The sequence below is a fragment of the Bacillus sp. FSL W8-1127 genome, from assembly GCF_038006725.1.
Lineage (GTDB): Bacteria > Bacillota > Bacilli > Bacillales > DSM-4216 > Bacillus_O > Bacillus_O smithii.
Genome location: NZ_JBBOVU010000001.1, coordinates 2,568,799 through 2,591,832 on the forward strand (window position 1 = coordinate 2,568,799; position 23,034 = coordinate 2,591,832).

Genomic DNA, 23,034 nt, shown 5'->3' on the forward strand with positions numbered 1-23,034 from the left:
CTTTGTGGGAATTTTTTTGGTTCGCTGAAAATAGATGTAAGTCATAGGTTAGCGAACCATTTTTTTGAATTTCATCCGTAAGCGCTTTCGGACTCTCATCCCTTGCCATGACAGACGAATATGTATACCTTTTTTTACCATCCCTTGAATTCAGACAGGGCATGATAGATCGGAGTCCCGGACGATTGCTGTAAATATGGCACGTTATTCCGCGTTACCTCTGGAAGAAGACGGCGGATGCGTTGTTTCGCCTTGTTCACGATCGTCTGTTTGGTAGATGCCGTTTCCTCCGCCGGATGCGACGATTCTTCTCCTAAACGATGTCCGAAAAGACGAATCCCATCCATCCGGGCAATCATTGCCTTGAAAAACGCCCTGAGTCCCTTGTCTGTCCAACTGCGGCGGTATTTCACCCGATACGCCAGCTGGCTCATCACGCTTTCAGCCCTCCCCATCGGATACATGCCCGTTGTGTCCACTCCTTGCTCCTTCAGCCATTCCCGGTAATCACGGATGCATCCCGGCATCGATTCGATCCGGTGGATCAAGGCAGCCAGCTGTTGTTCTTTCGCTTCGTCCCCCAGCGTGCCGAGGGCGCTGTTCAGTTCCACAAGCAGCTTCTCTTCATCCTGCTTCGCCAGCTTTTGCCGAATCGCCTGCCACCGTGGATGGCCCGAGAGGCATTGGCGCAACTCACGCGCCACGTGGAATCGATCCAATTGGAAGCAGACCCGTCCTTTGAAATACTCCCGGCACGCGGTAATCCATGGAGCGCCGTCCCCGTTGATGACAAGAAGATCCCGACACGGATCATAGGCATATTCGTTCATCAAAAATTCCTCGAAGCCTTCCCACACCTCCCCCTTGCCTTCATGGACGTAATGGCGCTGATTCACGAATTCGATCCGTGAGCCGTTGCGCTTCCATCCTTCGTGAACGGTCAGGATTTTGTCTTCCTTGGCCCGTTTTCCCTTCCCTTGGAGAGAGACAAACAGTCCATCGGCCTCCACAAACAGCACCCGTCCATATCGCTGGTCAACCGGGCAGTGCAGCGGAACTTCAGCCTCGAGCACCAACTGGCGGATCGTCTCATGGCTCATCACCGGATACCCGACCATCTGGGCAAGCGTATGAGCCGCTTTGCGATAGGAAGAGCACTCCACAGCCAATCCCATCGCCGTTTCTTCTAGACAAGGGCTGATTGACTGCGATCCATCAAACGCTAAAAAGGAATCAAGCAAAAACGTGTAACGGTTTTGTTCTCGGTCTAAATAGTAGTTTCGCTCAAAGGTAACTTCGCCAAACAAGGTTTGAATCGTGGTGCGTCGTTTGTCTTTCAAGTGGTACCGGCGCTTGTCCCGGGTTTCCGCCAATTGTCGGTCGATGTCCTCCAACAGAGCCGTAAACAGCTCGGTGAAGGCGTTTTGCAAGGCTCGAAACAAATCAAGTTCGATCTCTTTCCATGTCAACGAATTTGTGGTAAGATGTTGTTGAATATTCATGGGACTCTCTCCTCCTGTTTGATGGTGTGAACAATGATCATCTTACCAGGGAGAGAGTCCTTTTTTCATGTTTCCTGCTTGGGATCCTACCGCGCTTTGCTTGGTGGCCCCGATGAGGGGGATTGCGAACCTACGTTCCCAACCCCCTCATCGGGGAATTCTAAGAATTTCTCCCACAAACATTTTACTCACACCACGATCAGCTAGATATGATTTTTGCCAATCAACCGCTTTGAAAAGAGAGGACTCCCTTCTTTTCCTATAATCAAATGAAAAGGAACTTACCTTTCAAATGGGCTTTTGGCAGAATGATTTATTTTTCTTACATAGCCTAAGCAATGAAGGGGAAAATAGACATGAAAGTATGTGAAAGGAGAGGAAATGCATGAATTTGGATTTGCGAAAGGCCATCCTTCATAATGTTTCCGGCAATACGCCTGATCAGTTGGAAGATACCATCGTGGATGCCATTCAAAGCGGAGAGGAAAAAATGCTCCCCGGACTCGGTGTACTATTTGAAGTCATTTGGAAAAACGCCAGTGAAAAAGAAAAGCAGATGATGCTCGATACTTTATCCGCGGGACTAAAATAAAACAAAGCAAAAAAACTTTACGGGATTTTCCTTATGGCTCATGATCGCCAATCATTCCCAGGGATCCATCTCACTATATTACTCGCTCATTTTCATTGGAACTTAAACATTCTTCTTTTGTGTTCATGCTTGGCTTCCAATTGAATCTGAATCGTCTTATCCTTTCATCGCTTATTTCATGATGAAAGCAGCCACCTTTCTAGCAGAAAGGTGGCTGTTTTGCCACTTATACGATCATTTTCTGTCAAATTGATAAAAAGATTAATCAAATGTGATTTTATTGACAGCCTCGCGGTCGAGACGAAGAATCACTTCTCCAATCAACTTCACAGCATTTTCATAATCATCTCGATGCAGAAGCGCGGCATGGGAATGAATATAACGGGTCGCGATCGTAACCGATAACGTCGGTACTCCTTGTCCGGTAAGATGAATCGATCCGGAATCGGTGCCGCCGCCGGCAATGGCATCAAATTGATAAGGGATATTTAATTCATCTGCTACATTGGTGACAAAATCGCGCAATCCTTTATGGGAGACCATGGAAGCATCGTATAAAATGATTTGCGGTCCTTTTCCCATTTTGCTTTGTGCTTCTTTTTCCGAAACGCCCGGAGTGTCTCCGGCAATGCCGACATCAACACCGAAAGCAATATCGGGCTGGATTTTTTGAGCGGCTGTTTTCGCACCGCGCAAACCTACTTCTTCTTGTACCGTACCTACTCCATACACGATATTTTCATGTTTTTTATCTTTTAAATATTTTAGCACTCCTATGGCAATGGCAAGGCCGATGCGATTATCCCAAGCTTTGGCAAGAAGCATTTTTTCATTGTTCATCACGGTGAATTCAAAATAAGGAACCACCATATCTCCGGGGCGAACCCCCCACTCCATTGCTTCTTCGCGGCTTGAGGCGCCAATATCAATAAACATGTCTTTGATTTCGACCGGTTTTTTCCTCGCTTCCGGCGATAAAATATGCGGCGGTTTGGACCCGATAATGCCGGTAATGTCGCCTTTATTTGTCACTACCGTCACCCGTTGGGCAAGCATGACTTGGGACCACCAGCCACCGACTGTTTGAAAGCGCAAAAAACCTTTCTCGTCAATTTGCGTCACCATAAAACCGACTTCATCTAAGTGGCCCGCAACCATAATTTTAGGGCCTTTCTCGTTTCCCACTTTTTTCGCAATTAAGCTTCCAAGATGATCAGTGGTAATTTCATCCGATAATGGCTCTATGTATTTTCTCATGACTTCGCGTACTTCCCGTTCATTTCCCGGGATCCCTTTCGCGTCAGTCAGCTCTTTTAGCATAATTAACGTTTCATCCAATTTCGGCATGAGACGCCCTCCTTTTTCATAAGCTTTATTCTTTAAATTATATAGAAAAATGGAAAACAATACAAAACTTTTACCTAATATCCTTCGCGCTGCCTTTTATAATTTACTTCATTTTTCTCAATGTATGCACGTTCTATATCTTCTGTTGAAAAGCCTAACATGTTTGCCAACAGAACGTATTCCTCCCACGCTTTTTCATAAGAAGACAATGTTTTTTCCTTTTTCAGATGATGGAAAGCTTCGTAAACTGCCAGAAATTGGTCCGTTAAATCATTGGAAGTAGAAGTGGGATCCTTGATTTGTGTAAAAGAATCAAACTTGAGCTCCAAGCCGATCGATAGCAGAAAATGAATCCCGTCTACATATTCTTCTAAAATGATCTCTTTTTCACTCGGCCCTTTTTTGCTCCAAAATTTAAAACATCTCGTCTCATTTGCAAGCTCTCCCAATTCGACTAAAAGGGCAAGCAGTTTGTGGCTGAGCAAGTTTTCATTCGCGACATGATTTTCTTGTTCAATGTATTCGTCCAGAGCTCTTTGCATGTCATATAATTTTGACAGGTTCATCGTCTGACCCCTTTCTTTTTCTCTTCTTCGCCATTATATCAAAGAAGTGAGTCTGGCAGCATTTTCGTTTCCAAGCGGAAAGATTGTCTTCTATCCATAGAACAAACGAAAAAGGCTTCATTAAGGGCAACATTCGACATTTTGTCGGTAAAAACAATAACAATCGAGTAGGAGGGAGCGATTAACTCCCGTCCTCTCACACCACCGTACGTACGGTTCCGTATACGGCGGTTCAATTAAGATAATTGACGCAAGTCTTTATAACTTCCGTGAATAGCTGTTCTCTTTATGCCAGTGGTCACTCCACCCTCCAAGAGGTCTCCCACGGGATTCACCGCTTCCTCCCTCAAGTGAGGTACTACGTTTTCTGTGTTCATCATGACTCACTGAATACCAAGGGCTATTCTCTCTTAATTGTTCGGTCCTTCTTAGTTGTTCTAGACCAACTAATACTATGACCTCTGCTGACTTCTGACGGTTCAGCTACTTATCACTAAGTAGGTTATGAAGAGTACTTCACATATCCGCCAGACCTCCCCGGGTAAGTACATGCACTTTCACACCATCTATCCGCCTCATTTACTCGATATGACCTTCGACAGAAAGAGCTTTGTTTTGTTATGCAAACTCACTCAATCATACCTAGCCTTATATGAGGTTCGTGTTCCTCGGACCGGTGTTTTGCCTCCAGCTTCCTTCAGATTCCGCGTCACCACGGACACCCTTGCTCTTGGCTAACCTCTACTTCTGTCTTCGGGGTTCGGGACTTACACCCTATAGTTCATGTACATGCCGGGCGCACATAAACAAAACACCCATTCTTTTTTCAGAATGGGTGTTGAATGTTTTTTTCTTATTTTTGAAGTTGTGCTTTAGCAGTATCCGCTAATTGAGCAAATGCTTTTTCATCGTTTACTGCAAGGTCAGCTAGCATTTTGCGGTTTACTTCAATGCCGGCAAGTTTTAAGCCATGCATTAAACGGCTGTAAGAAAGTCCGTTCAATCTTGCAGCAGCGTTGATACGCGTAATCCATAGCTTACGGAAGTCGCGTTTTCTTTGACGACGATCCCGGTAAGCATACATATAGGATTTCATTACTTGTTGATTAGCAACTTTATATAAAGTGTGCTTTGCACCATAATAACCTTTTGCCAGTTTTAGAATTTTTTTGCGACGTTTGCGAGTTACTGTACCGCCTTTTACGCGTGCCATATTATTTCCCTCCTAAAAATTCTTGTCAATCTTATTTAAGGTTGTCAAGCATATGACGAATCCGTTTAAAATCTCCGCTTGATACAATAGCAGATTTGCGAAGTTTCCGTTTTTGTTTCGTAGATTTATTTGCAAATAAGTGGCTAGTGTAAGCATGAGAACGTTTTAATTTCCCAGAACCAGTCTTTTTGAAACGCTTTGCAGCGCCGCGGTGAGTTTTCATTTTTGGCATTGTGAATTCCTCCTATCAAGTTGTTACTTTTCAGATTTTGGCGCCAGAACAATAAACATGCTTCTGCCGTCCATTTTCGGCTTAGTTTCGACTGTCGCCACATCATCGCAGGCTTCAGCAAAACGATCAAGCACCTTTTGTCCCAGCTCTTTATGCGTGATGGCGCGCCCTTTAAAACGAATGGACGCTTTCACTTTATCGCCCTTTTCTAAAAACTTGCGGGCATTGCGAAGCTTCGTATTAAAATCATGTTCTTCAATCGTCGGGCTTAGGCGCACTTCCTTGACGTTGATAACCTTTTGTTTCTTGCGGGCTTCTTTCTCTTTTTTCTGCTGCTCAAATTTGTACTTGCCGTAATCCATAATTCGGGCAACAGGCGGTTTGGCATTAGGGGCAACCAAGACTAAGTCGAGATTGGCGCGGGCCGCAATTTCCAAAGCTTCATTTTTTGATTTAATGCCCAATTGCTCGCCGTTTTGGTCGATGAGACGGACTTCACGAGAACGAATGCCCTCGTTTACGATCATGTCTTTGCTAATAATGAGCCACCTCCAAAAATTTTTCAGGGAATACACCTTGCAAAAACAAGCTACAGAAAGGGCTTAGGAGTCGGGAAAGCATAAAAAAATGCGGGTATACAGAAAACCCGCATAAAAATGGATCAAGCCATATGATTTCGATTGACTCCGTTTAACCTGCCAACAGCTTATAGGCGTCAGTTCAGGTGAGAAGCGGGCTTGCTTCTGCTTGTTCTTCACGTGTATTCTATTCCATTGTCGCTTCAAAATATATCATATCTTTAAATATTGGTCAAATTATTTACAAATCAATCACGAACTCCATAATAACAAAGACCTTTCACAAAAGCAAGCTTTTTTCAAACAAACAAGAAAAAACGCTCAACTAGAGCTTATGTCGAAGCGGAGGATGCTCCGCTTCGTTTGATGCCATTATTTAGCTGAACGTCGGCTAACCTCTTCTTTAATCATTTGAACGAATTGCTCAAACGGGATGGTTTCAGATTGTTTTTCACCGTATTTGCGGACGTTAACGGTTTTGTTTTCGATTTCTTGATCGCCGACTACGAGCATATACGGAATTTTATGGACTTGCGCTTCCCGAATTTTATAGCCTACTTTTTCATCACGGTCGTCTATTTCCACACGAATTCCTTCTGCCCGAAGTTTTTCTTGAACGGTTTTAGCATATTCAAAATGCGCATCAGCCGCAACCGGAATCACTTTTACTTGGACAGGTGCGAGCCAAGTTGGGAATGCCCCTTTGTATTCTTCTATTAAAAAGGCGACAAAGCGCTCCATCGTTGAAACGACGCCGCGGTGGATGACAACAGGTCGATGCGGCTTGCCGTCTTCCCCGACATATGTTAAATCAAAGCGTTCCGGCAGCAAGAAATCGAGCTGAACAGTAGAAAGAGTTTCATCTTTGCCTAGTGCAGTTCGAACTTGGACATCCAATTTCGGACCATAGAAAGCAGCTTCTCCTTCTGCTTCATAATAATCCAGACCAAGCTCATCCATTGCTTCCTTCAGCATGCCTTGGGCTTTTTCCCACATTTCGTCATCATCATAATATTTTTCTGTATCCTCAGGGTCGCGGTACGACAGCCGGAAAGAATACTCATTCAGGCCGAAATCTTTATAAACTTCAAGAATGAGGCGAACGACACGTTTAAATTCATCTTTAATTTGATCAGGACGGACGAAAATATGAGCGTCATTCAATGTCATTCCGCGCACGCGCTGTAAACCGCTCAGCGCACCTGAAAGTTCATAGCGATGCATCGTTCCAAGTTCCGCAATCCGGATCGGCAACTCTCGATAACTGTGAATGCCGTTTTTGAAAATCATCATATGATGAGGACAGTTCATCGGACGAAGGACTAACTCTTCATTGTCCATTTTCATGACAGGAAACATATTTTCTTGATAATGATCCCAGTGTCCGCTTGTTTTATAAAGATCCACACTGCCTAACACAGGAGTGTATACATGCTGGTAGCCCAGACTTTCTTCCTTGTCTACAATATAGCGCTCTATTACGCGTCGGATCGTCGCACCGTTAGGAAGCCACAACGGTAAGCCTTGTCCCACTTTTTGGGAATTCATAAACAGATCCAATTCTTTACCTAGCTTGCGGTGATCGCGTTCTTTCGCTTCTTCCAACATTTGAAGATGATGTTCCAAATCTTCTTTTTTGAAAAAGGCAGTTCCATAAATACGCTGCAGCATTTTATTGTTGCTGTCACCGCGCCAGTACGCTCCGGCAATGCTTAAGAGTTTAAATTCTTTGATTTTCCCGGTGGAAGGAACATGGACACCGCGACAGAGATCAAAAAATTCCCCTTGTTCATAAATGGTAACCGTTTCTCCTTCCGGAATGGCATCAATTAACTCTAGTTTATACTCATCGCCAATTTCTTCGTAAATTCGTTTCGCTTCTTCCCGTGTGACTTCTTTGCGGACAATCTCCAAGTTTTCTTTCACAATTTTCTTCATTTCTTTTTCAATTTTTGGCAAGTCTTCAGGAGTCAGCAGCTCTTCCAAATCGACATCGTAATAGAATCCGTCTTCGATAACAGGGCCAACGCCTAATTTCACATTTTTATATAGTCGTTTAATCGCTTGCGCCATTAAGTGTGCTGTGCTATGGCGAAGAATATCCAGCGCTTCCTTCTGATCAGGAGTAATGATTTCAATAGCACCGCTCGTTTTGATCGGTGTACGCAAATCCAAATGCTTCCCGTTCAGCTTGCCGGCGATGGCTTTCTTTTTGAGTCCAGGGCTGATGGAAGCGGCGATCTCTTCCGTTGTAATTCCTTCTGGAAACTCCTTTACAGCCCCATCAGGAAATGTAATTTTCAACATGTTTGACATTTGTCCATTCACTCCTTATTCCCATGATATTTTTTACTAGGATGATTCCATGTACCGTATTCATTCTCGTTCATACGGGACGAATGAACGGAGAACATCGGCTTGCTCCTACATTCATTATCCGCGATTTGACTTTTATCCATATCAAGCCGGTGAAAAACGTTCGTCATCAGGCTCAAGCGCCAAAAGATTTTTTTGGCCAACAAAAAACCCCGTCCCTCTCATGAGGGGCGAGGTTGTTCATCGCGGTTCCACCCTGCTTTCCCGAATTTTTGCCGTTATGACTGCAAAAATTCGGCTCCAGATCAGATAACGGCTGCGGCCGTCAAGCCAATACTGAGCAATCTTATTGCCGTTCCTGGCTGCGGTTTAAAGGCGGTAAGCATTCCATTCGTGTTGGAAAAGTTTCAGCCTCGCTTTTCCTCTCTGATAAACCGTAATAGAACGCTCATGTCCTTATCATTACCTTGTGCAGTATGTTCTTGTATGTACAATATTATAGGGGTTTTTCCCGACAAAATCAAGATCTGGATGGTAAATTATTAATTGGCGGCATCTTTTGATCCAATCTTCCATTGCTCTTCCCAAAATTGACGAGCAGGAAGCAAGGTCACTCTCTCTTCAAAAATATTTTGAATCGTTCTGGAAAGCCCTGATTCCCCTTCATCCGTATACAGTCGGATGTGGCCGGGGGCAAGCGATAATAACGGCACCAATGTAAAGCAATCTACCGTCAGCGGACGGTTCACTAATAACCGTTTATCCAAAACTCTTAATAAATCATCTTGATGGAGCCTTTGAAAGCTTTCATCGTAAAAGATCGGTTCGTTTTCGTGTAAATACACTCTTAACATGGGGATTTGCTGTTCTTTCTTCCGCAAAAATTCTCGTTGCATATGAATGAATACTTGATATTCCTGCTCCATTTTAAATTCATCAATAGCCAGTTCCACGTATTTGCCCACTCGATCCCAAAACGGTTTAAGCCGAAATTTAGCGAATCCTTCAAAATGAACATGGGACTCATTCTCCGGCAAAGAAAGAAAAGAATCCCGCAAGAACGGTACTTCAGGAAACTCTTCCAGCAGTTGGATCAGTTCCTTTCTTTCACCGGAAAACATCTCGCAAATAATCTCCAGAATTCGTTGGCTTTCTTCTTTATCCTTGTACCAATAAGACGTTTCTAATAATTGTTTTGCCCATTGGATTCGTTTCCATTCCAACATAAATTCTATAAACACCGTGCAAATCGAACTCGAATTCCATGTCTTTTGCGGATGGCGAACGAAATACGGAGCGGTTGAAAATCGCTTTTGCTGCAGCTCAACTTTCACATGATTCTTTTTCGAGAACTCGCTCCATTTGAAAGCATCAAGCTGGTTGGAAAATAAAATTTCAATCAAGATGGCCCCCCCTTGTCCGTAAACTTTATATTTCATATATATGGGGGACCCAATGGTTTTAGAATAGACTTTCTTGCTTTGATGTTAGTACCAAATAGACAGAGCTTTGTTTTGGACATTCATTCCTTTCATAAGCATATCTAGCGAGGGGTATAGTTCATTTAGAAAAAAAGAAACCACAAGAAGGAAAGCTCCTTTGCAGCTTGTGGCTTTAAGAAGATGATTATTTGAGAGAGGAAACAAAGCTTGCATCGTTTCTTTTAAAGAGAGATGCCTACGCTTGTCAAAAAATCGTTCCTACCTTTCTCTTCTATTAGGACCATCCAATTTTACAGCGATGGTCAAAAATTTGATTCGTTCCATAATTCTGGCGGCCTTCAACTTCTCTTCTTCTCCTCTTTGCGAATGAGAAAAATGAAACTCCAGTTCATCATAATCAAAATTGGAGCTGAAAAAAGTAGGCAGTCTTTGCAAGCTGCGGTATTGAAGAATGGGGCCCAGAATATCATCTCGCATCCAGCTGGACACGGATTCTGCACCGACATCGTCCAGCATAAGAACCGGTGTTTTTTTAATCATATCGAGTTTTTCATTGATGGAATGGTCGTTTAATGACTGCTTCATTTCTCTTACAAACTCAGGAAAATAAACAATATACGAGGGAACACCGACATTTGCCAACTCGTTGGCGATTGCTCCTAATAAATAAGATTTTCCAACGCCAAAATGCCCGTACAAATATAAACCCCTCTGTTGCTTTTGAGTATGATAGCCCGCAACAAATTCTTCGGCATATTTGAGCGCTTTAATTCTCCCAGGAGTATTGAAATCGAACGTCTCAAATGAAGCCTTCAACACTTCTTTCGGAACATAGATGCTTTGAATCAATTTTTCTGTTTTCCGCTGCTCATCAAAGATGATTTTTCTTTGGCAGCGTCTGTATTCGATATCAATACTGCCCTTTCGCATGACCAGCACAGGTTCATACCCCTGCATCATATTTCTGCATTGGCTTAAATCGGGGCAGCCTTGACAACCTTTACTTTGGGTTATATATTCATATAATTTTCCTAAACTTTTATCCAAAACTTCCGAGTCCACTTCGTCTCGATGCTTTTCCAAAAAGTCGGAAACATCCGGATTTCCCAAGATATCCTTGCGCACCGCCTGGTATCTTTTGTGAAAATCGGGCGAACTAAGCCGTTTTAGCGAATCTTGGATACGTTTCATTTATGTTCACCTCCCGCCGTTTTTCTTTTCTTTAATTTTTCTTCCAACTTCCGTTTTTCCGCCTCAAAGTCAAAATCTTCGTCCTCTTCCTTCGAGGCTGATTTTTTCGATTCGTATTCTTGAAACCAATCAGGCAGCTTTTCGATACGGACGGGCTTTTTTTTCATTTGGTTCGTTTGGTTCGTTGTCTTTTTCTGATTCGCCCACTCCAAATATTGGCGATGCTCTTTTTTGGCCAATTCCAACGCTTCTTTTACCGTCTTTATCTTCTTTCGTGCCCAATGTGCGGCCACTTTCTCCAAGTAAGCCTTTGACAATTTCATATCTGTTTTTAACAATACGTATTGGATCAAAACATTAACGACACCCGGCGAGAGCTTTTGCTGGAACATAATCTCTTCAATCGCCTGCAAATCAGCTTTAGAAGGCATACTTCCCGATATGTCAATCAACAGCTGTCGTGGAGAAGTCGTTTCCAAGTATGCAATCAGTTCATCTTCAGGGCTGTCTCCTTTTGTTTGGCTTCGCAATACGGGAGGCTGCACTAAATCCACTAGTTCCGGAAGTTCAGGATTTACCTTTAACTGGTACCAATCTCTGGCTGATTTTCGTAATTGATCAATATCCACCTCATCGTTCTCATCCAATGCGCTTAAAAGAATATTCTTCATTTCCAATTCATTGATGCCATATAGATGGGATAACTTCAAAATCGTTTCTTTCACTTGCGGAGTAAGCGTTTGTTTCGGCACCATGACACTTTTCAATCCGCTTTCCAAAAGCTGAAAATCGAATTGTTCGTCATTCAGTGTAAGTCCGGGATTTTCCGGTCTTTTTAAAAATTCTTCCCCCGTTTCAGATTGGCTATCGGAAAGTGCTTCCGAATCCATAACGGCAGACGGCGAAGAAGAGAACACCTCCGGCCATGATCTTGTCACTTCTTTATAAGATTCATGTTCAATCGTTTCATTTGAAAAAAATTTCTTCAATCGCAAAAATTGAGAACGACCGATTTTGCGATATAAAAAGACGTTCAGCATCCCATCTTGAAAAAACTGTTCCGGCGTCAGCGGCGGCAATAACTCATAAATATAGCTTCGGGAGTCTCCCATTTCTTTTACATATGTTTTTAACAATCCGATTCCTTCTAATTTTAATCGTTCATGATAAATCGTTTTTAAATTCATATTTAAAAAATTCATCAACCCATAATGATTGGAAGTTTTGGACCAAAGCCGATTTTCCTCCGCTTGGGCCCAAAGCGTCATATATAAACTAAAACAAGCAGAGCCGATTAACGGTTGATACAGAAAGGTAAGAATTTTTCGATCGGTGTCATGAAGGATTCCGCTTAATTTGACCGAATACTCATCCACTGGTTGCAATTCATTCCAAAACGGTTTCATTTTAATCGAACCTTTCTAAACTCATTCATGTTTACGTACAGGAATTATGCGTATCTGGGGTCTCTTTTAGCTGCAGGCCGAAACGGAATGTATGCACGAGGCTAGAAGAAAAAAAGCCAGAGATTTGTTCAAACTCCAGCTTTTTATTTTTCTTTTTTGATCAGTTCTTTCAATTCTTCTAAAAATACATTTATATCCTTGAATTGACGATAAACGGAAGCAAAGCGGACATATGAGACTTCATCCACTTTCGCCAAACGATCCATCACCATTTCACCGATTTTCTCTGAATGAACTTCTGATACACCTTCATTTCGGATTTCTTTTTCGATATCGAGCGTGATCTGTTCCAGCTGCTCAAGAGAGACCGGACGCTTCTCGCAAGCTTTAATGAGACCGCGTAATATTTTTTCTCGGCTGAATTCTTCCCGAGTATTTTCTTTTTTGATCACGATCAGCGGCAGCTCTTCCACACGTTCAAACGTGGTAAATCGATAGGAACAGCTTTCGCATTCGCGCCTTCTGCGTATCGATCTTCCTTCATCGACCGGCCTTGAATCCACCACGCGGGTGCCGTTGTGCTGACATGCTGGACATCTCATAAAATCACTCCGTCTCATCTCAATATTCCCGCATTCTACCTAGAATGATTATATAATAATGGAGTTTTTGAACGCAATTTTTCTTTCAAAAGAAGCGACATTGCCAGAGATAAGTAAAAGGGTGCATGATTGCCATGCACCCTTGAATTTTACAATGCTTTTATATTTTGAGACTTCACTTGTACCGGGCCCATCCCTCTCGGCAATTCAATGGTTTCACGAGTCTGGGCACCTAATGCTTCAGCTATATAATCAGCAGCAATATTCGGATTCAAATCGCCGCATGTATAAACGTCAATGCTTGCATATCCGTGCTCTGGGAAGCTATGAATCGTTAAATGTGATTCTGATATAATCACTACCCCGCTTACGCCTTGAGGAGCAAATTTATGAAATGCTACCTCTCTGATTTCTGCACCAGATTTCAATGCGGCTTCCACGAAGATTTTTTCAATTTGTTCCACATCGTTCAGTTTTTCAAATTCACAGCCCCAAAGTTCAGAAATGACATGACGACCCATTGTTTCCATTGATCGTTTCCCCCTTTTACAAAATTTTTTTCGATCAAAAGAATATTTTTAAAAGTTTTATAACTACCACGGGGGAAAGTTAGTCCGAAGAGGTCCTAACCCTTTAAGTAGTTATGATTCCATTATAAGAAGTTCACGAATCATAGTATACTTGGTTTAATATCTTTTTGCAATAATGTTTTTGTCGAATGCAGGCAAAAATCGTTTGTACCGTTAAGAAGGACCAACCCGGGTGAACTACCCTCCACTTACCACCCTTTCGGGTTGCTTGAAGTGGGGGCTTCTCGGGTAATCCTGTCTCATGACAGGAAATTGACCGAGCTAACCCTCCTGTTCCGGGAGTTTGTATTTTCATGCTAATTCTAACAAGCGCAATCCTTCATTTTTGATATTGATTGCTGAATTGTGATCACGATCTAATACAATGCCGCAAGTACATTTATATACACGTTCAGATAATGGCATTTCTTTTTCGTTCCCACAACGGGAACATTTTTTTGTCGAAGGAAACCACTTATCAATTTTCACAAGCTGTTTTCCTTGTTCTTTTAGTTTGTATTCCAAGAAAGTGGTGAACATACCCCAGCCGTTATCATGAACGCTTTTTCCAAAGTTGAGGGCTTGAGACATGCCTTTCATGTCTAAGTCCTCAATAATCACAGCGTCATAGTTTGCGGCTAATTCTTTTGACTTGTGATGAAGAAAGTTTCTGCGCTGATTAGCTGTCTTTTCATACAGCTTAGCTACTTTCAGACGTTGCTTTTCCCATCTTGTAGAACCTTTCTTTCTTCGAGAAAGCATTCGTTGTGCTTTTGCTAATTTGTCTAAAGCTTGCCGATAGTAACGTGGGTAATTGGCTTTCTCACCCTGCTCGCTATCGACATATAGACCATCCATAGCAAAATCTAAACCAACTACTTTCTGAATTTTTACTGGACGGATATCTTTCTCATATTCTGTCAAAATTGAAATATAGTATTTACCTGTTTTTGTTTTAGAAATAGTGCAAGATTTGATTTTATGAACAACTGGAATCTCTCTATGTTGCTTCATTTTCATCGGCTTTTTGAACTTTGGTAATTTGATATGACCATCTTCAATCTTAATATTTCCATTGACCATATTAGTTGTATAGGATTGCTTGTGTTTTTTACTTTTGAATTTAGGGAACCCTGCACGACCTTCAAAAAAGTTCTTATAAGCATTTTGTAAATGGATTTGTGCGTTTGCTAAAGCTAAAGAATCCACTTCTTTTAGGAATGGAAATTCATCTTTGTACTTTGCCGGTGTCGGAAACTTTTGTTCTTTAAGTTTCTCTTTGTCGTCTTTGAACTTTTCATATATTTCTTTACGTTCTGCCAGCATCTTGTTGTAGACAAAACGAACGCAGCCAAACGTTTTTGCCAATAACTCTTCCTGTTCTTTATTTGGATATAAGCGAAATTTGAATGCTTTGTTTTGCTTGGTCATATCAATTCACCTCACTTCTGCCCTTGACTTTCAATATACTTTTTTATTATTTCAATTGGTGCACCGCCTGTTGTTAGTAAACAATAACTTCTTGACCAAAACATTTCTTTCCAGAGTCTTTTTCGGACATGAGGAAAGTTTTTCTTTATCAGTCGAGAACTCGCACTCTTATAGGCGTTGATAAACTTTGACAATTCAGAATTAGGATGTGCTTTGAATAAGACATGAATGTGGTCTTTATCATGATTCCATTCAATCAAGGTAATGTTATATTTATTTCCAATCTCTATGAACATATCTTTTGCAAAATCAGATATTTCATTGGTGAATACTTTTTTGCGATACTTTACAACTAATACAAGATGATAGTGCAATAAGAACACTGAATGATTATTATTATCCAATTTCATTAATATATCAACCCTTTTATATATCTAAGACTGATTATACCAAAATCTTTGGCTAACGCCAACCGAAATTCATCTCCCCACTTATCGTTGGGCTATCGCCCTTCACACGCTTGAAGTGGGAGACTTCTTTCGGAAATAATGTTAAATAAAAAAGCTCCATATGGCATGATTTTCAGTCTCAATGGGATAGAACCTTTCGCTGGATTAAGCTCATCCATATCACAATAAAGCTAAACGTATCCCATAAAAAAGAGGCTGACTTTATAGGTCGCCCCTCTCCAAAGCACAAAGAGGGAGCCTGGCCCAGTCAACCCCTGTAAAACAACAGTTTCTAGCTGGAAAACATATGCGAAGCTATGGTGCATCTTGTTAAACACGAAAACTAGCTTTTTTCAGTTTTTACGTTTCAACCAATTTTCATTTCAGCTTTTTTTTCCATTTCTTGCGCGACAAAAGTGGCCAACTCCACTACACGGCAGGAATAACCCCATTCATTGTCATACCAAGCCAACACTTTTGCCTTTTTTCCGCCGATGACGATCGTGGATAATCCATCGATTATGGCAGAACGTGAATCGGTATTAAAATCGATGGAAACAAGCGGTTCGGTAGTGAATCCAAGTTTTCCTTTTAAAGGACCTTGGCTGGCGGCAATAAACGCTTGATTAATTTCATCGGCCGTAACTTCCCGGCGCAAATCCACCACTAAATCCACTAAAGACACGTTCGGAGTCGGCACGCGCAGCGCCATCCCATGCAGTTTTCCTTTCAATTGCGGCAGCACAAGCGCCAGCGCTTTAGCCGCCCCTGTAGTGGTCGGTATGATGGACTGGCCGCAGCTGCGGGCTCTTCGCAAATCTTTGTGAGGATTATCAATATTTTTCTGATCATTTGTATAAGCATGAACGGTTGTCATCAACCCATTTTCGATGCCGAATTCTTCATCCAGCACTTTCGCTACCGGCGCCAGACAGTTGGTTGTACAAGAAGCATTGGAAATAATATGATGCTTTTCTATGTTTAAATCGCTTTCATTCACGCCCATGACAATCGTAACATCCTCATTTTTGCCGGGCGCCGTCAAAATGACTTTTTTCGCTCCGGCCTCAAGGTGAAGAGACGCTTTTTCACGGGAATTAAATTTGCCAGTTGCTTCAATCACGATATCTATTTGAAGATCTCCCCAAGGAAGCTCTGCTGGATTTCGGTTGTTTAATAATTGAATTTTTTTGTTGTTGACAATAATGGCGTTGTCTTCTGCTTCGACCTCTCCTTCAAACTTTCCATGATTGGAGTCATATTTAATGAGATGAGCTAAAGTAGCAGCAGGGTAGCTTGCATTAATGGCTACAATATCTAATTTTTCTTCTAAAATGGCTCTTCGTAAAAACATCCTTCCTATGCGGCCAAAGCCATTGATTGCTATTCTCGCCTTCATCATTCCGGCTCCTCCTATATGTTATACTTTTAAGGGAATTAACTAAAATTAGTATAACATATTTCATTTTTAATGGAATGATTATTTTGCATATTTTTTTGACCATCCCTTTTTATACCATCACAAAAGTTCACCATGCTATCCATAAAACAAAAAGGCTGTCCAATCTTCAGACAGCCTTTTGTTTACGGGCGGAGGGCCCATATTTCGATGATATGTTCCAACTGTTTTTTTGTTTCGGTAATGGTCCCATTGTTATTGATCACTGCATCCGCTTTACTGGCTTTTTCTTCAAGAGGCATTTGTGCCGAGATTCGAATCTCGGCAGCCTCTTTATCTAAACCGTTTCGTTTCATCAGTCGTTGAAGCTGTATGTTTTCATCTACATAGACCACGATGGTTTTATCCACCATCCATGTCAGTCCGCTTTCAAAAAGAAGCGGAATATCTAAAAAAATCGTTTGCTTTCCATTCCGAATGGCCTGCTCTTTTTCCAAAAGCATCTGTTTTCGAACAGCCGGATGTACAATAGCGTTCAGTTGAAGTCTTTTCTGCTCGTCGCGAAATACGAGGTCGCCAAGCTTAGGTCGGTTAATTTCCCCATTCTCCAACAGAATGTCTTTTCCGAATGTCTCCACTATTTTTTTATAAGCCTCTTCTCCAGGTTGAACGACAATCCTTGCGGCAACGTCGGCATCAATCACTGTAAAGCCCTTTTCTTTCAAAAGACTTGATACCGTGCTTTTTCCACTGGCGATGCCGCCGGTTAAACCGATAATGGCAGCCATTTGCGTCCCCCCTTTTCCATTCTTGTCATCGTATGAAAGATACTAGGTCTCTTTTAACCAATTTTCCAAAATCCAATTAACATTAACAGCAATCCGGGGAGATACGTTAATCTTTGCACCCATTGCCTCTTGGAAAATACGGACCCCATCTTCAGCCCGGCAGAAACAAATATTAGACTCATAATGGCAACGGATGCGGATAAAAAAACGGGAGAATAGCCAAGCATGGCCGCTCCCAATCCGGCTCCGAAAGCATCAAGGGATAAAGCAATTCCAAGCATGACCGCTTCCAGGCCCGTAATCGTTCCCGATCGATCAAAATCCGCTTTTGTCGGCGTCTTTAAAATACTAATCACTAAACCGACGGACTTTAATTCCAATTTAAAAATCATCTTTTCATGCGGAAGCTCTTCTTCATCTTTTTGATGGCTGCGAAAAAGCGGAAAAAGCGCCCATGCTCCCAAACCGATCAAAATAATGCCGCCAATCAGCGATGCCAAATGCGGGGACAATATCTGGCCGAATAAGCGGCCGATCATCATTGCCAGCAGCAAAGCCACACCTGAACAGCAAGAAAGAATCACGACAGACTTCAAAGGGAGTTTCATTTGTTTGATGCCGTAGGCAAGTCCCGTACTGAAATTATCAAGACTAACCGCAAACGCAAGTAAGAGTAAAGAAAAGAATGATCCCATTTGTGCAATCTCCTTCCTATCTGCCTGAAAATAATATATGGAAGGAGCTCGCCCATTGTTCATTCGTTTTCAAACGGCCGACAATGTCAATGCTGACAGTTTGAGCAAAAATGTGTGCCGCGGCCAGCGACTTTTATTTTTTCAATAGGACGCCCACAGATCCGGCAAGGCTCCCCGTTTCTCGCATACACGAACAGTTGCAGCTGGTACGTCCCTTTCTTTCCTTGTGAATTCACATACGAGCGGACCGTGCTTCCGCCTTTATCGATGGCCTCTTTCAACGTAGTGATGATCTCCGCTCTTAGCTTTTCTATTTCCTTATCATTCAAATCCTGTGCTTTCCGCTCCGGATGAATCCCGGAACGAAACAACACTTCATCGACATAAATATTGCCGAGTCCAACCACTACTTTTTGATCCAGCAGAACAGCTTTAATCAATCTGCTGGTTTTTTTCAGTTGTTCTTTTAAAAAGGCGAATGTGAATGCATCAGAAAAAGGCTCCGGACCTAAGTGCGATAAAGGAGGAGCAAAAAATTCTTCTCCCTTTGGAAACAAATGAAACGTTCCAAATTTCCGTACATCTCTGTACAACAGATGCGTACCGTCAGTAAAGTGGAACACTAAATGGGTATGAGGATCCGGCTCTATCTTTTCTTCCACACGATAGCGACCTTCCATCCGCAAATGCGATACAACAGAATAGTCATCAAAATGGAAAATCAAGAATTTCCCTCGTCTGGATATATCATGGATCGTCTGTCCGTTCAACGTTTTTCGAAAAGTGTCTGCGTCTGTATTTTGAATCATTTTCGGCCAACGGATCGTCACGTCTTTTATCGTTTTCCTCGTGGTTAAAGGAAGCAATGTTCGCCGAACGATTTCTACTTCCGGCATTTCAGGCAAAACCTATCACCTCCAAACCGCCTATTTAGCATCATACCAAGTGGGGCCATAGGCATAATCCACTTTTAGCGGAACTTTCAATTCAACCGCATGTTCCATTACATCTGGTACGATTTTTTTCATCGTTTCTATCTCATCGGGAGGAACTTCAAAAATCAATTCATCATGCACTTGAAGAAGCATTCTCGATTTAAGCTGTTCTTTCTTCAATCGTTCTGCCATATCAATCATTGCTTTTTTAATAATATCAGCAGCGCTTCCTTGTATTGGCGTATTCATGGCCGTCCGCTCTGCAAAGCTGCGTACATTGAAATTTCGGCTTGTAATCTCCGGCAAATATCGTCTTCTATGAAGCAATGTGGTTACATAACCTTTTCGTTTCGCTTCTCTAACAATCTCATCCATATATTCTTTTACATCCGGATAAGAAGCAAAATAACGTTCAATAAACTGACCGGCTTCCTTTCTCGTAATCCCTAAATTTTGTGAGAGTCCATAATCGCTGATTCCATAGACAATCCCAAAATTAACGGCTTTCGCCTGTCTCCTCATATTGGATGTCACTTCTTCTTTTTGTACATGAAAAACATCCATGGCCGTTTTGGTGTGGATATCCATATCCTCTCGGAAGGCTTCAATAAGCTTTTGATCACCGGATATATGAGCGAGAACCCGCAATTCGATTTGTGAATAATCCGCTGAAAAGATGACCCAATCTTTTTCAGACGGGACAAAAGCTTGGCGGATTTTCCTTCCTTCTTCGAGTCTGATCGGGATGTTTTGCAAATTAGGATCTGCGGAACTCAGTCTGCCTGTCTGTGTAAGAGCTTGATTAAAGCGAGTATGCACTTTATGAGTATTTTGGTGAACGACTTTCAACAGCCCATCTATATAAGTGGATTGCAATTTTCCTAGCTGGCGGTACTCCAAAATGTAGCGAACGATTTCATGACTGCTTTCCAATTTTTCCAATACATCGGCGGATGTGGAATAACCTGTTTTCGTTTTCTTTATCACCGGCAGCCCCATTTTTTCAAATAAAATATGCCCTAGTTGTTTAGGAGAGTTAATGTTAAACTCTTGTCCGGCCAATTCATAGATTTCCTTTTCGATTTCCTGCAGCCTGTTGTGAAGTTCGTCACCCATTTCTGTCAACCGATCCACGTCCACCTTTACGCCTGTCCATTCCATATCGGCCAAAATCAAAGCAAGCGGCATTTCTAAATCGTAAAAAAGAGAGAGCTGATCATTTTCTTTCAGAACATCTCGACATGTTTCCGCCAATTTAGTAAGCCCCACCGCTTTTCTTGCAATATGCTCCTCATAAAATTCTCTGTCCGGGAGCTTTAATTTCGCCCCTTTTCCGTAGACCGCTTCGTCGGATTGCACTTCATTAAAACCATGAAGCTTAGCTACATCGGCAAAATCGGAAGGGGATTCAGACGGGTTAATTAAATAAGAAGCTAGCAGTAAATCAAATTCAATCCCTTTCAGTTCAATTCCATGCCTCCGCAAGGCAATAACCGTACGCTTAGCATCAAACACCGTTTTCTTTTTCGTTTCGTCTTCAGCCCATTTTTTAAAAACAGGAGATTTTAAAGTTGATTCTGTCGGCAAATAAAAAATTCCTTTTTCATTTTGAACAGCCATACCGACAATGTCGCTAATGAAATAATTTTCACCAATCATCTCTAAATAAAAAGAATTTTCCTGTTCGAACAAATCCTCCGTGATTTCTTCGACAGTTTGATACTCCAATTTTTCTAATGGCTGCACTTCTGTTTCCTGAGTTTGATCTATTTTCTCCAGCAGAGACTGGAATCCAAGTTCCTTATAAATGCTCTGAACTTTTTCCCAGTCCGGTCCTTGATACTCAAGTTCTTCAACCGTAATCCCTAAAGGAGCATCTCTTTTAATGGTTGCTAGTTCTTTGCTCATTAAAGCTTGTTGTTTATGTTCTTGAAGCCGTTCTTTTAGCTTTTTTCCGCTGATTTCATCAATAGAATCGACTACCTTTTCAACGGTTTCAAATTCTTTTAACAGTTTAATCGCCGTTTTTTCGCCGATTCCAGGGACTCCAGGAATATTATCCGAAGAGTCTCCCATCAAACCTTTCATGTCGATAATTTGTTGAGGGGTAAGACCGTATTTTTCTTTTACATGTTCCGGAGTGTATTCTTCAATATCGGTAATTCCCTTTCGACAGAGACAAACCGTTGTTTTCTCCGAAGCCAATTGGGTCAAATCTTTGTCTCCGCTGTAAATTTTGATTTCAAAATCTTTTTTCTCCGCTTCTAATGAAAGGGTACCAATGATATCATCCGCTTCATAATTTTCTAGTTCAAATTGCGGAATGTGAAAAGACTTTAATAAATCGCGGATAAACGGAAATTGTTCCGATAGTTCCGGAGGCGTTTTTTGCCTGCCGCCTTTATATTCCTTGAATGTTTCATGTCGAAAAGTCGTTTTGCCGGCATCAAATGCCACCAACATATGGGTTGGCTTTTCTTCCTCTAATATTTTGTTCAGCATCATCGTAAAGCCGTAAATCGCATTGGTGTGAATACCTTTTTCATTATTTAATAACGGAAGGGCGAAAAAAGCACGGTATGCAATGTTGTTTCCATCTATCAAAATCAGTTTCTTCTTCACTAGGCAACCTCCCTTTGTCTTCTCCTACTTGTTATTCTACCATGCAAAGAACCGAAAAGAAAAAAGCGGTTTTCCACCCGCTTTTTCTTTATGGAGGCCCCTTCGATCATGAAAATGCGCCATTTCTCACTAATCGGGTACCAAGGACGTTCCACCATTTAACAAAACTATTTTATATGACAAAAGCTTGTTTTCCAATTGGATTCAATGAGCTGATTTCAAGCGGAGAGATCTATCAGAGGGCGATAAGCGGCCGTCCATCCTTTTTACGATCTTTATGACTTTTATAATGAAATCCGGATAGCAGCTTTTGTTAAACTAATTGTTTATTTTGGCTCTTCAAATTTATAGCCGATTCCTCTGATGGTCTTAATATATTGGGGTTTTTTCGTATTATTTTCGATTTTTTCACGCAAATGGCTAATATGAACATCTACAATTCGCGTATCGCCGGCAAAATCATAATTCCAAACCGCATTTAGAAGCTGGTCTCTTGATAAAACTCGGCCTTTGTTTTTAATTAAATATAGGAGCAGCTCAAATTCTTTTGGCGTCAATTCCAAAAGTTGATCTTTATAATAAGCCTCGTACAGATGTTGATAAATGGTCACATCGCCGACTTGCAGAAAATCAGGTTCTTGCGACTGTTCACTTTGTGGTTCCGTAAGAAACTGCTGTCTTCTTAAGATCGCTTTCACCCTGGCCATCAATTCACGAGGGCTGAATGGCTTCGTCATATAATCATCAGCACCAAGTTCCAATCCAAGAACTTTATCCACTTCTTCATCTTTGGCGGTCAACATCAAAATGGGGGTCATGATTTTTTGCTGTCGAAGCTGTTTGCAAACCTCCATGCCATCCAATTTTGGAAGCATCCAATCCAATATAATCAAATCCGGTTTCTCATTGAATACTTTTTGCAGAGCCTCTTCACCGTCATACGCAGAACTTGTTTGGAACCCCGCTTGCTCTAAATTATATTGGATCAATGTAACGATAGATGATTCATCATCGACAATCAAAATGTTTTTTTTCATGGATATGAATCCCGCCCTCTTTTCATTTTTGCTTCTTCTCTTCCATTATATTAGTAATCGTTCGCTGTCAAAAGCTCTTTTCACGATTATTTGCAAGAGATAAAGGGATTGATTGAAAAAAG

21 protein-coding genes and 1 other annotated feature are annotated in these 23,034 nt (G+C 41.7%); of the genes, 1 reads left to right on the plus strand and 20 read right to left on the minus strand.

Annotation, left to right across the window (positions count from 1 at the left end; all coding sequences use genetic code 11):
- Positions 1–134: 134 nt before the first annotated feature.
- Positions 135–1,502, minus strand: coding sequence for an ISLre2 family transposase (locus NST12_RS12085; protein ID WP_003355652.1), 1,368 nt, complete (start codon positions 1,500–1,502; stop codon positions 135–137).
- Positions 1,503–1,887: 385 nt separating this feature from the next.
- Here NST12_RS12085 and sspI point away from each other — a divergent pair, with 385 nt between their 5' ends.
- Positions 1,888–2,094: a small acid-soluble spore protein SspI gene (gene sspI, locus NST12_RS12090; RefSeq protein ID WP_048623804.1), complete on the plus strand. Its 207-nt coding sequence runs from the start codon at positions 1,888–1,890 to the stop codon at positions 2,092–2,094.
- A 261-nt stretch (positions 2,095–2,355) separates the two neighbouring features.
- On the opposite strand, the gene NST12_RS12095 is transcribed toward sspI, so the two are convergent.
- The 19 genes from NST12_RS12095 to NST12_RS12185 all read right to left on the minus strand — a co-directional run bounded on the left by NST12_RS12095 (position 2,356) and on the right by NST12_RS12185 (position 22,912).
- A complete protein-coding gene (locus NST12_RS12095) occupies positions 2,356–3,441 on the minus strand; it encodes a M42 family metallopeptidase (protein ID WP_003355594.1) in 1,086 nt (361 codons plus the stop codon).
- Between the two features lie 74 nt (positions 3,442–3,515).
- Positions 3,516–4,007 (minus strand): dUTP diphosphatase, encoded by a 492-nt coding sequence (locus NST12_RS12100; RefSeq protein WP_003355595.1) that lies wholly within the window; start codon positions 4,005–4,007, stop codon positions 3,516–3,518.
- A gap of 853 nt (positions 4,008–4,860) precedes the next feature.
- Complete coding sequence (gene rplT / locus NST12_RS12105; protein WP_003355596.1) at positions 4,861–5,220, minus strand: 50S ribosomal protein L20; 360 nt, start codon at positions 5,218–5,220, stop codon at positions 4,861–4,863.
- Between the two features lie 31 nt (positions 5,221–5,251).
- Entirely contained in the window at positions 5,252–5,452 is a 201-nt protein-coding gene (rpmI, locus tag NST12_RS12110; protein WP_048623805.1) for a 50S ribosomal protein L35, read from the minus strand.
- A gap of 23 nt (positions 5,453–5,475) precedes the next feature.
- Positions 5,476–5,994 carry a translation initiation factor IF-3 gene (infC, locus tag NST12_RS12115; RefSeq protein ID WP_169799153.1) on the minus strand — a complete coding sequence of 173 codons (519 nt, stop codon included), beginning with the start codon at positions 5,992–5,994 and terminating at the stop codon, positions 5,476–5,478.
- Between the two features lie 73 nt (positions 5,995–6,067).
- Positions 6,068–6,207: a sequence feature (ribosomal protein L20 leader region), on the minus strand.
- Positions 6,208–6,402: 195 nt separating this feature from the next.
- Positions 6,403–8,346: a threonine--tRNA ligase gene (gene thrS / locus NST12_RS12120; RefSeq protein ID WP_341101368.1), complete on the minus strand. Its 1,944-nt coding sequence runs from the start codon at positions 8,344–8,346 to the stop codon at positions 6,403–6,405.
- 542 nt (positions 8,347–8,888) lie between these two features.
- Positions 8,889–9,749 (minus strand): putative sporulation protein YtxC, encoded by an 861-nt coding sequence (locus NST12_RS12125; RefSeq protein ID WP_048623808.1) that lies wholly within the window; start codon positions 9,747–9,749, stop codon positions 8,889–8,891.
- Positions 9,750–10,046: 297 nt separating this feature from the next.
- Positions 10,047–10,979 (minus strand): primosomal protein DnaI, encoded by a 933-nt coding sequence (dnaI, locus tag NST12_RS12130; RefSeq protein WP_341101371.1) that lies wholly within the window; start codon positions 10,977–10,979, stop codon positions 10,047–10,049.
- Positions 10,976–12,385 carry a replication initiation and membrane attachment family protein gene (locus tag NST12_RS12135; protein ID WP_341101372.1) on the minus strand — a complete coding sequence of 470 codons (1,410 nt, stop codon included), beginning with the start codon at positions 12,383–12,385 and terminating at the stop codon, positions 10,976–10,978. The genes dnaI and NST12_RS12135 overlap by 4 nt, the downstream gene beginning before the upstream one ends.
- Positions 12,386–12,528: 143 nt before the next feature.
- Positions 12,529–12,987, minus strand: a complete 459-nt coding sequence (gene nrdR / locus NST12_RS12140; protein ID WP_003355604.1) for a transcriptional regulator NrdR — start codon at positions 12,985–12,987, stop codon at positions 12,529–12,531.
- A 149-nt stretch (positions 12,988–13,136) separates the two neighbouring features.
- A complete protein-coding gene (gene speD, locus NST12_RS12145; protein ID WP_003355605.1) occupies positions 13,137–13,517 on the minus strand; it encodes an adenosylmethionine decarboxylase in 381 nt (126 codons plus the stop codon).
- Positions 13,518–13,868: 351 nt separating this feature from the next.
- Positions 13,869–14,987, minus strand: coding sequence for an RNA-guided endonuclease InsQ/TnpB family protein (locus NST12_RS12150; RefSeq protein ID WP_341101374.1), 1,119 nt, complete (start codon positions 14,985–14,987; stop codon positions 13,869–13,871).
- A gap of 11 nt (positions 14,988–14,998) precedes the next feature.
- Entirely contained in the window at positions 14,999–15,397 is a 399-nt protein-coding gene (gene tnpA / locus NST12_RS12155) for an IS200/IS605 family transposase (protein WP_003353326.1), read from the minus strand.
- Positions 15,398–15,803: 406 nt separating this feature from the next.
- On the minus strand, positions 15,804–16,835 hold the full coding sequence (locus tag NST12_RS12160; protein WP_040342004.1) for a glyceraldehyde-3-phosphate dehydrogenase: 1,032 nt from the start codon (positions 16,833–16,835) through the stop codon (positions 15,804–15,806).
- Positions 16,836–17,020: 185 nt separating this feature from the next.
- A complete protein-coding gene (coaE, locus tag NST12_RS12165; RefSeq protein ID WP_003355608.1) occupies positions 17,021–17,623 on the minus strand; it encodes a dephospho-CoA kinase in 603 nt (200 codons plus the stop codon).
- Between the two features lie 53 nt (positions 17,624–17,676).
- Positions 17,677–18,381: a sporulation membrane protein YtaF gene (gene ytaF, locus NST12_RS12170; RefSeq protein ID WP_255287949.1), complete on the minus strand. Its 705-nt coding sequence runs from the start codon at positions 18,379–18,381 to the stop codon at positions 17,677–17,679.
- A gap of 23 nt (positions 18,382–18,404) precedes the next feature.
- The gene (gene mutM / locus NST12_RS12175) at positions 18,405–19,223 is read right to left on the minus strand and encodes a DNA-formamidopyrimidine glycosylase (protein WP_003355610.1); all 819 of its coding nucleotides are present in this window, start codon (positions 19,221–19,223) and stop codon (positions 18,405–18,407) included.
- A 21-nt stretch (positions 19,224–19,244) separates the two neighbouring features.
- Positions 19,245–21,875, minus strand: coding sequence for a DNA polymerase I (gene polA / locus NST12_RS12180; protein ID WP_341101377.1), 2,631 nt, complete (start codon positions 21,873–21,875; stop codon positions 19,245–19,247).
- A 326-nt stretch (positions 21,876–22,201) separates the two neighbouring features.
- The gene (locus NST12_RS12185; protein WP_003355612.1) at positions 22,202–22,912 is read right to left on the minus strand and encodes a response regulator transcription factor; all 711 of its coding nucleotides are present in this window, start codon (positions 22,910–22,912) and stop codon (positions 22,202–22,204) included.
- Between the last annotated feature and the right edge of the window lie 122 nt (positions 22,913–23,034).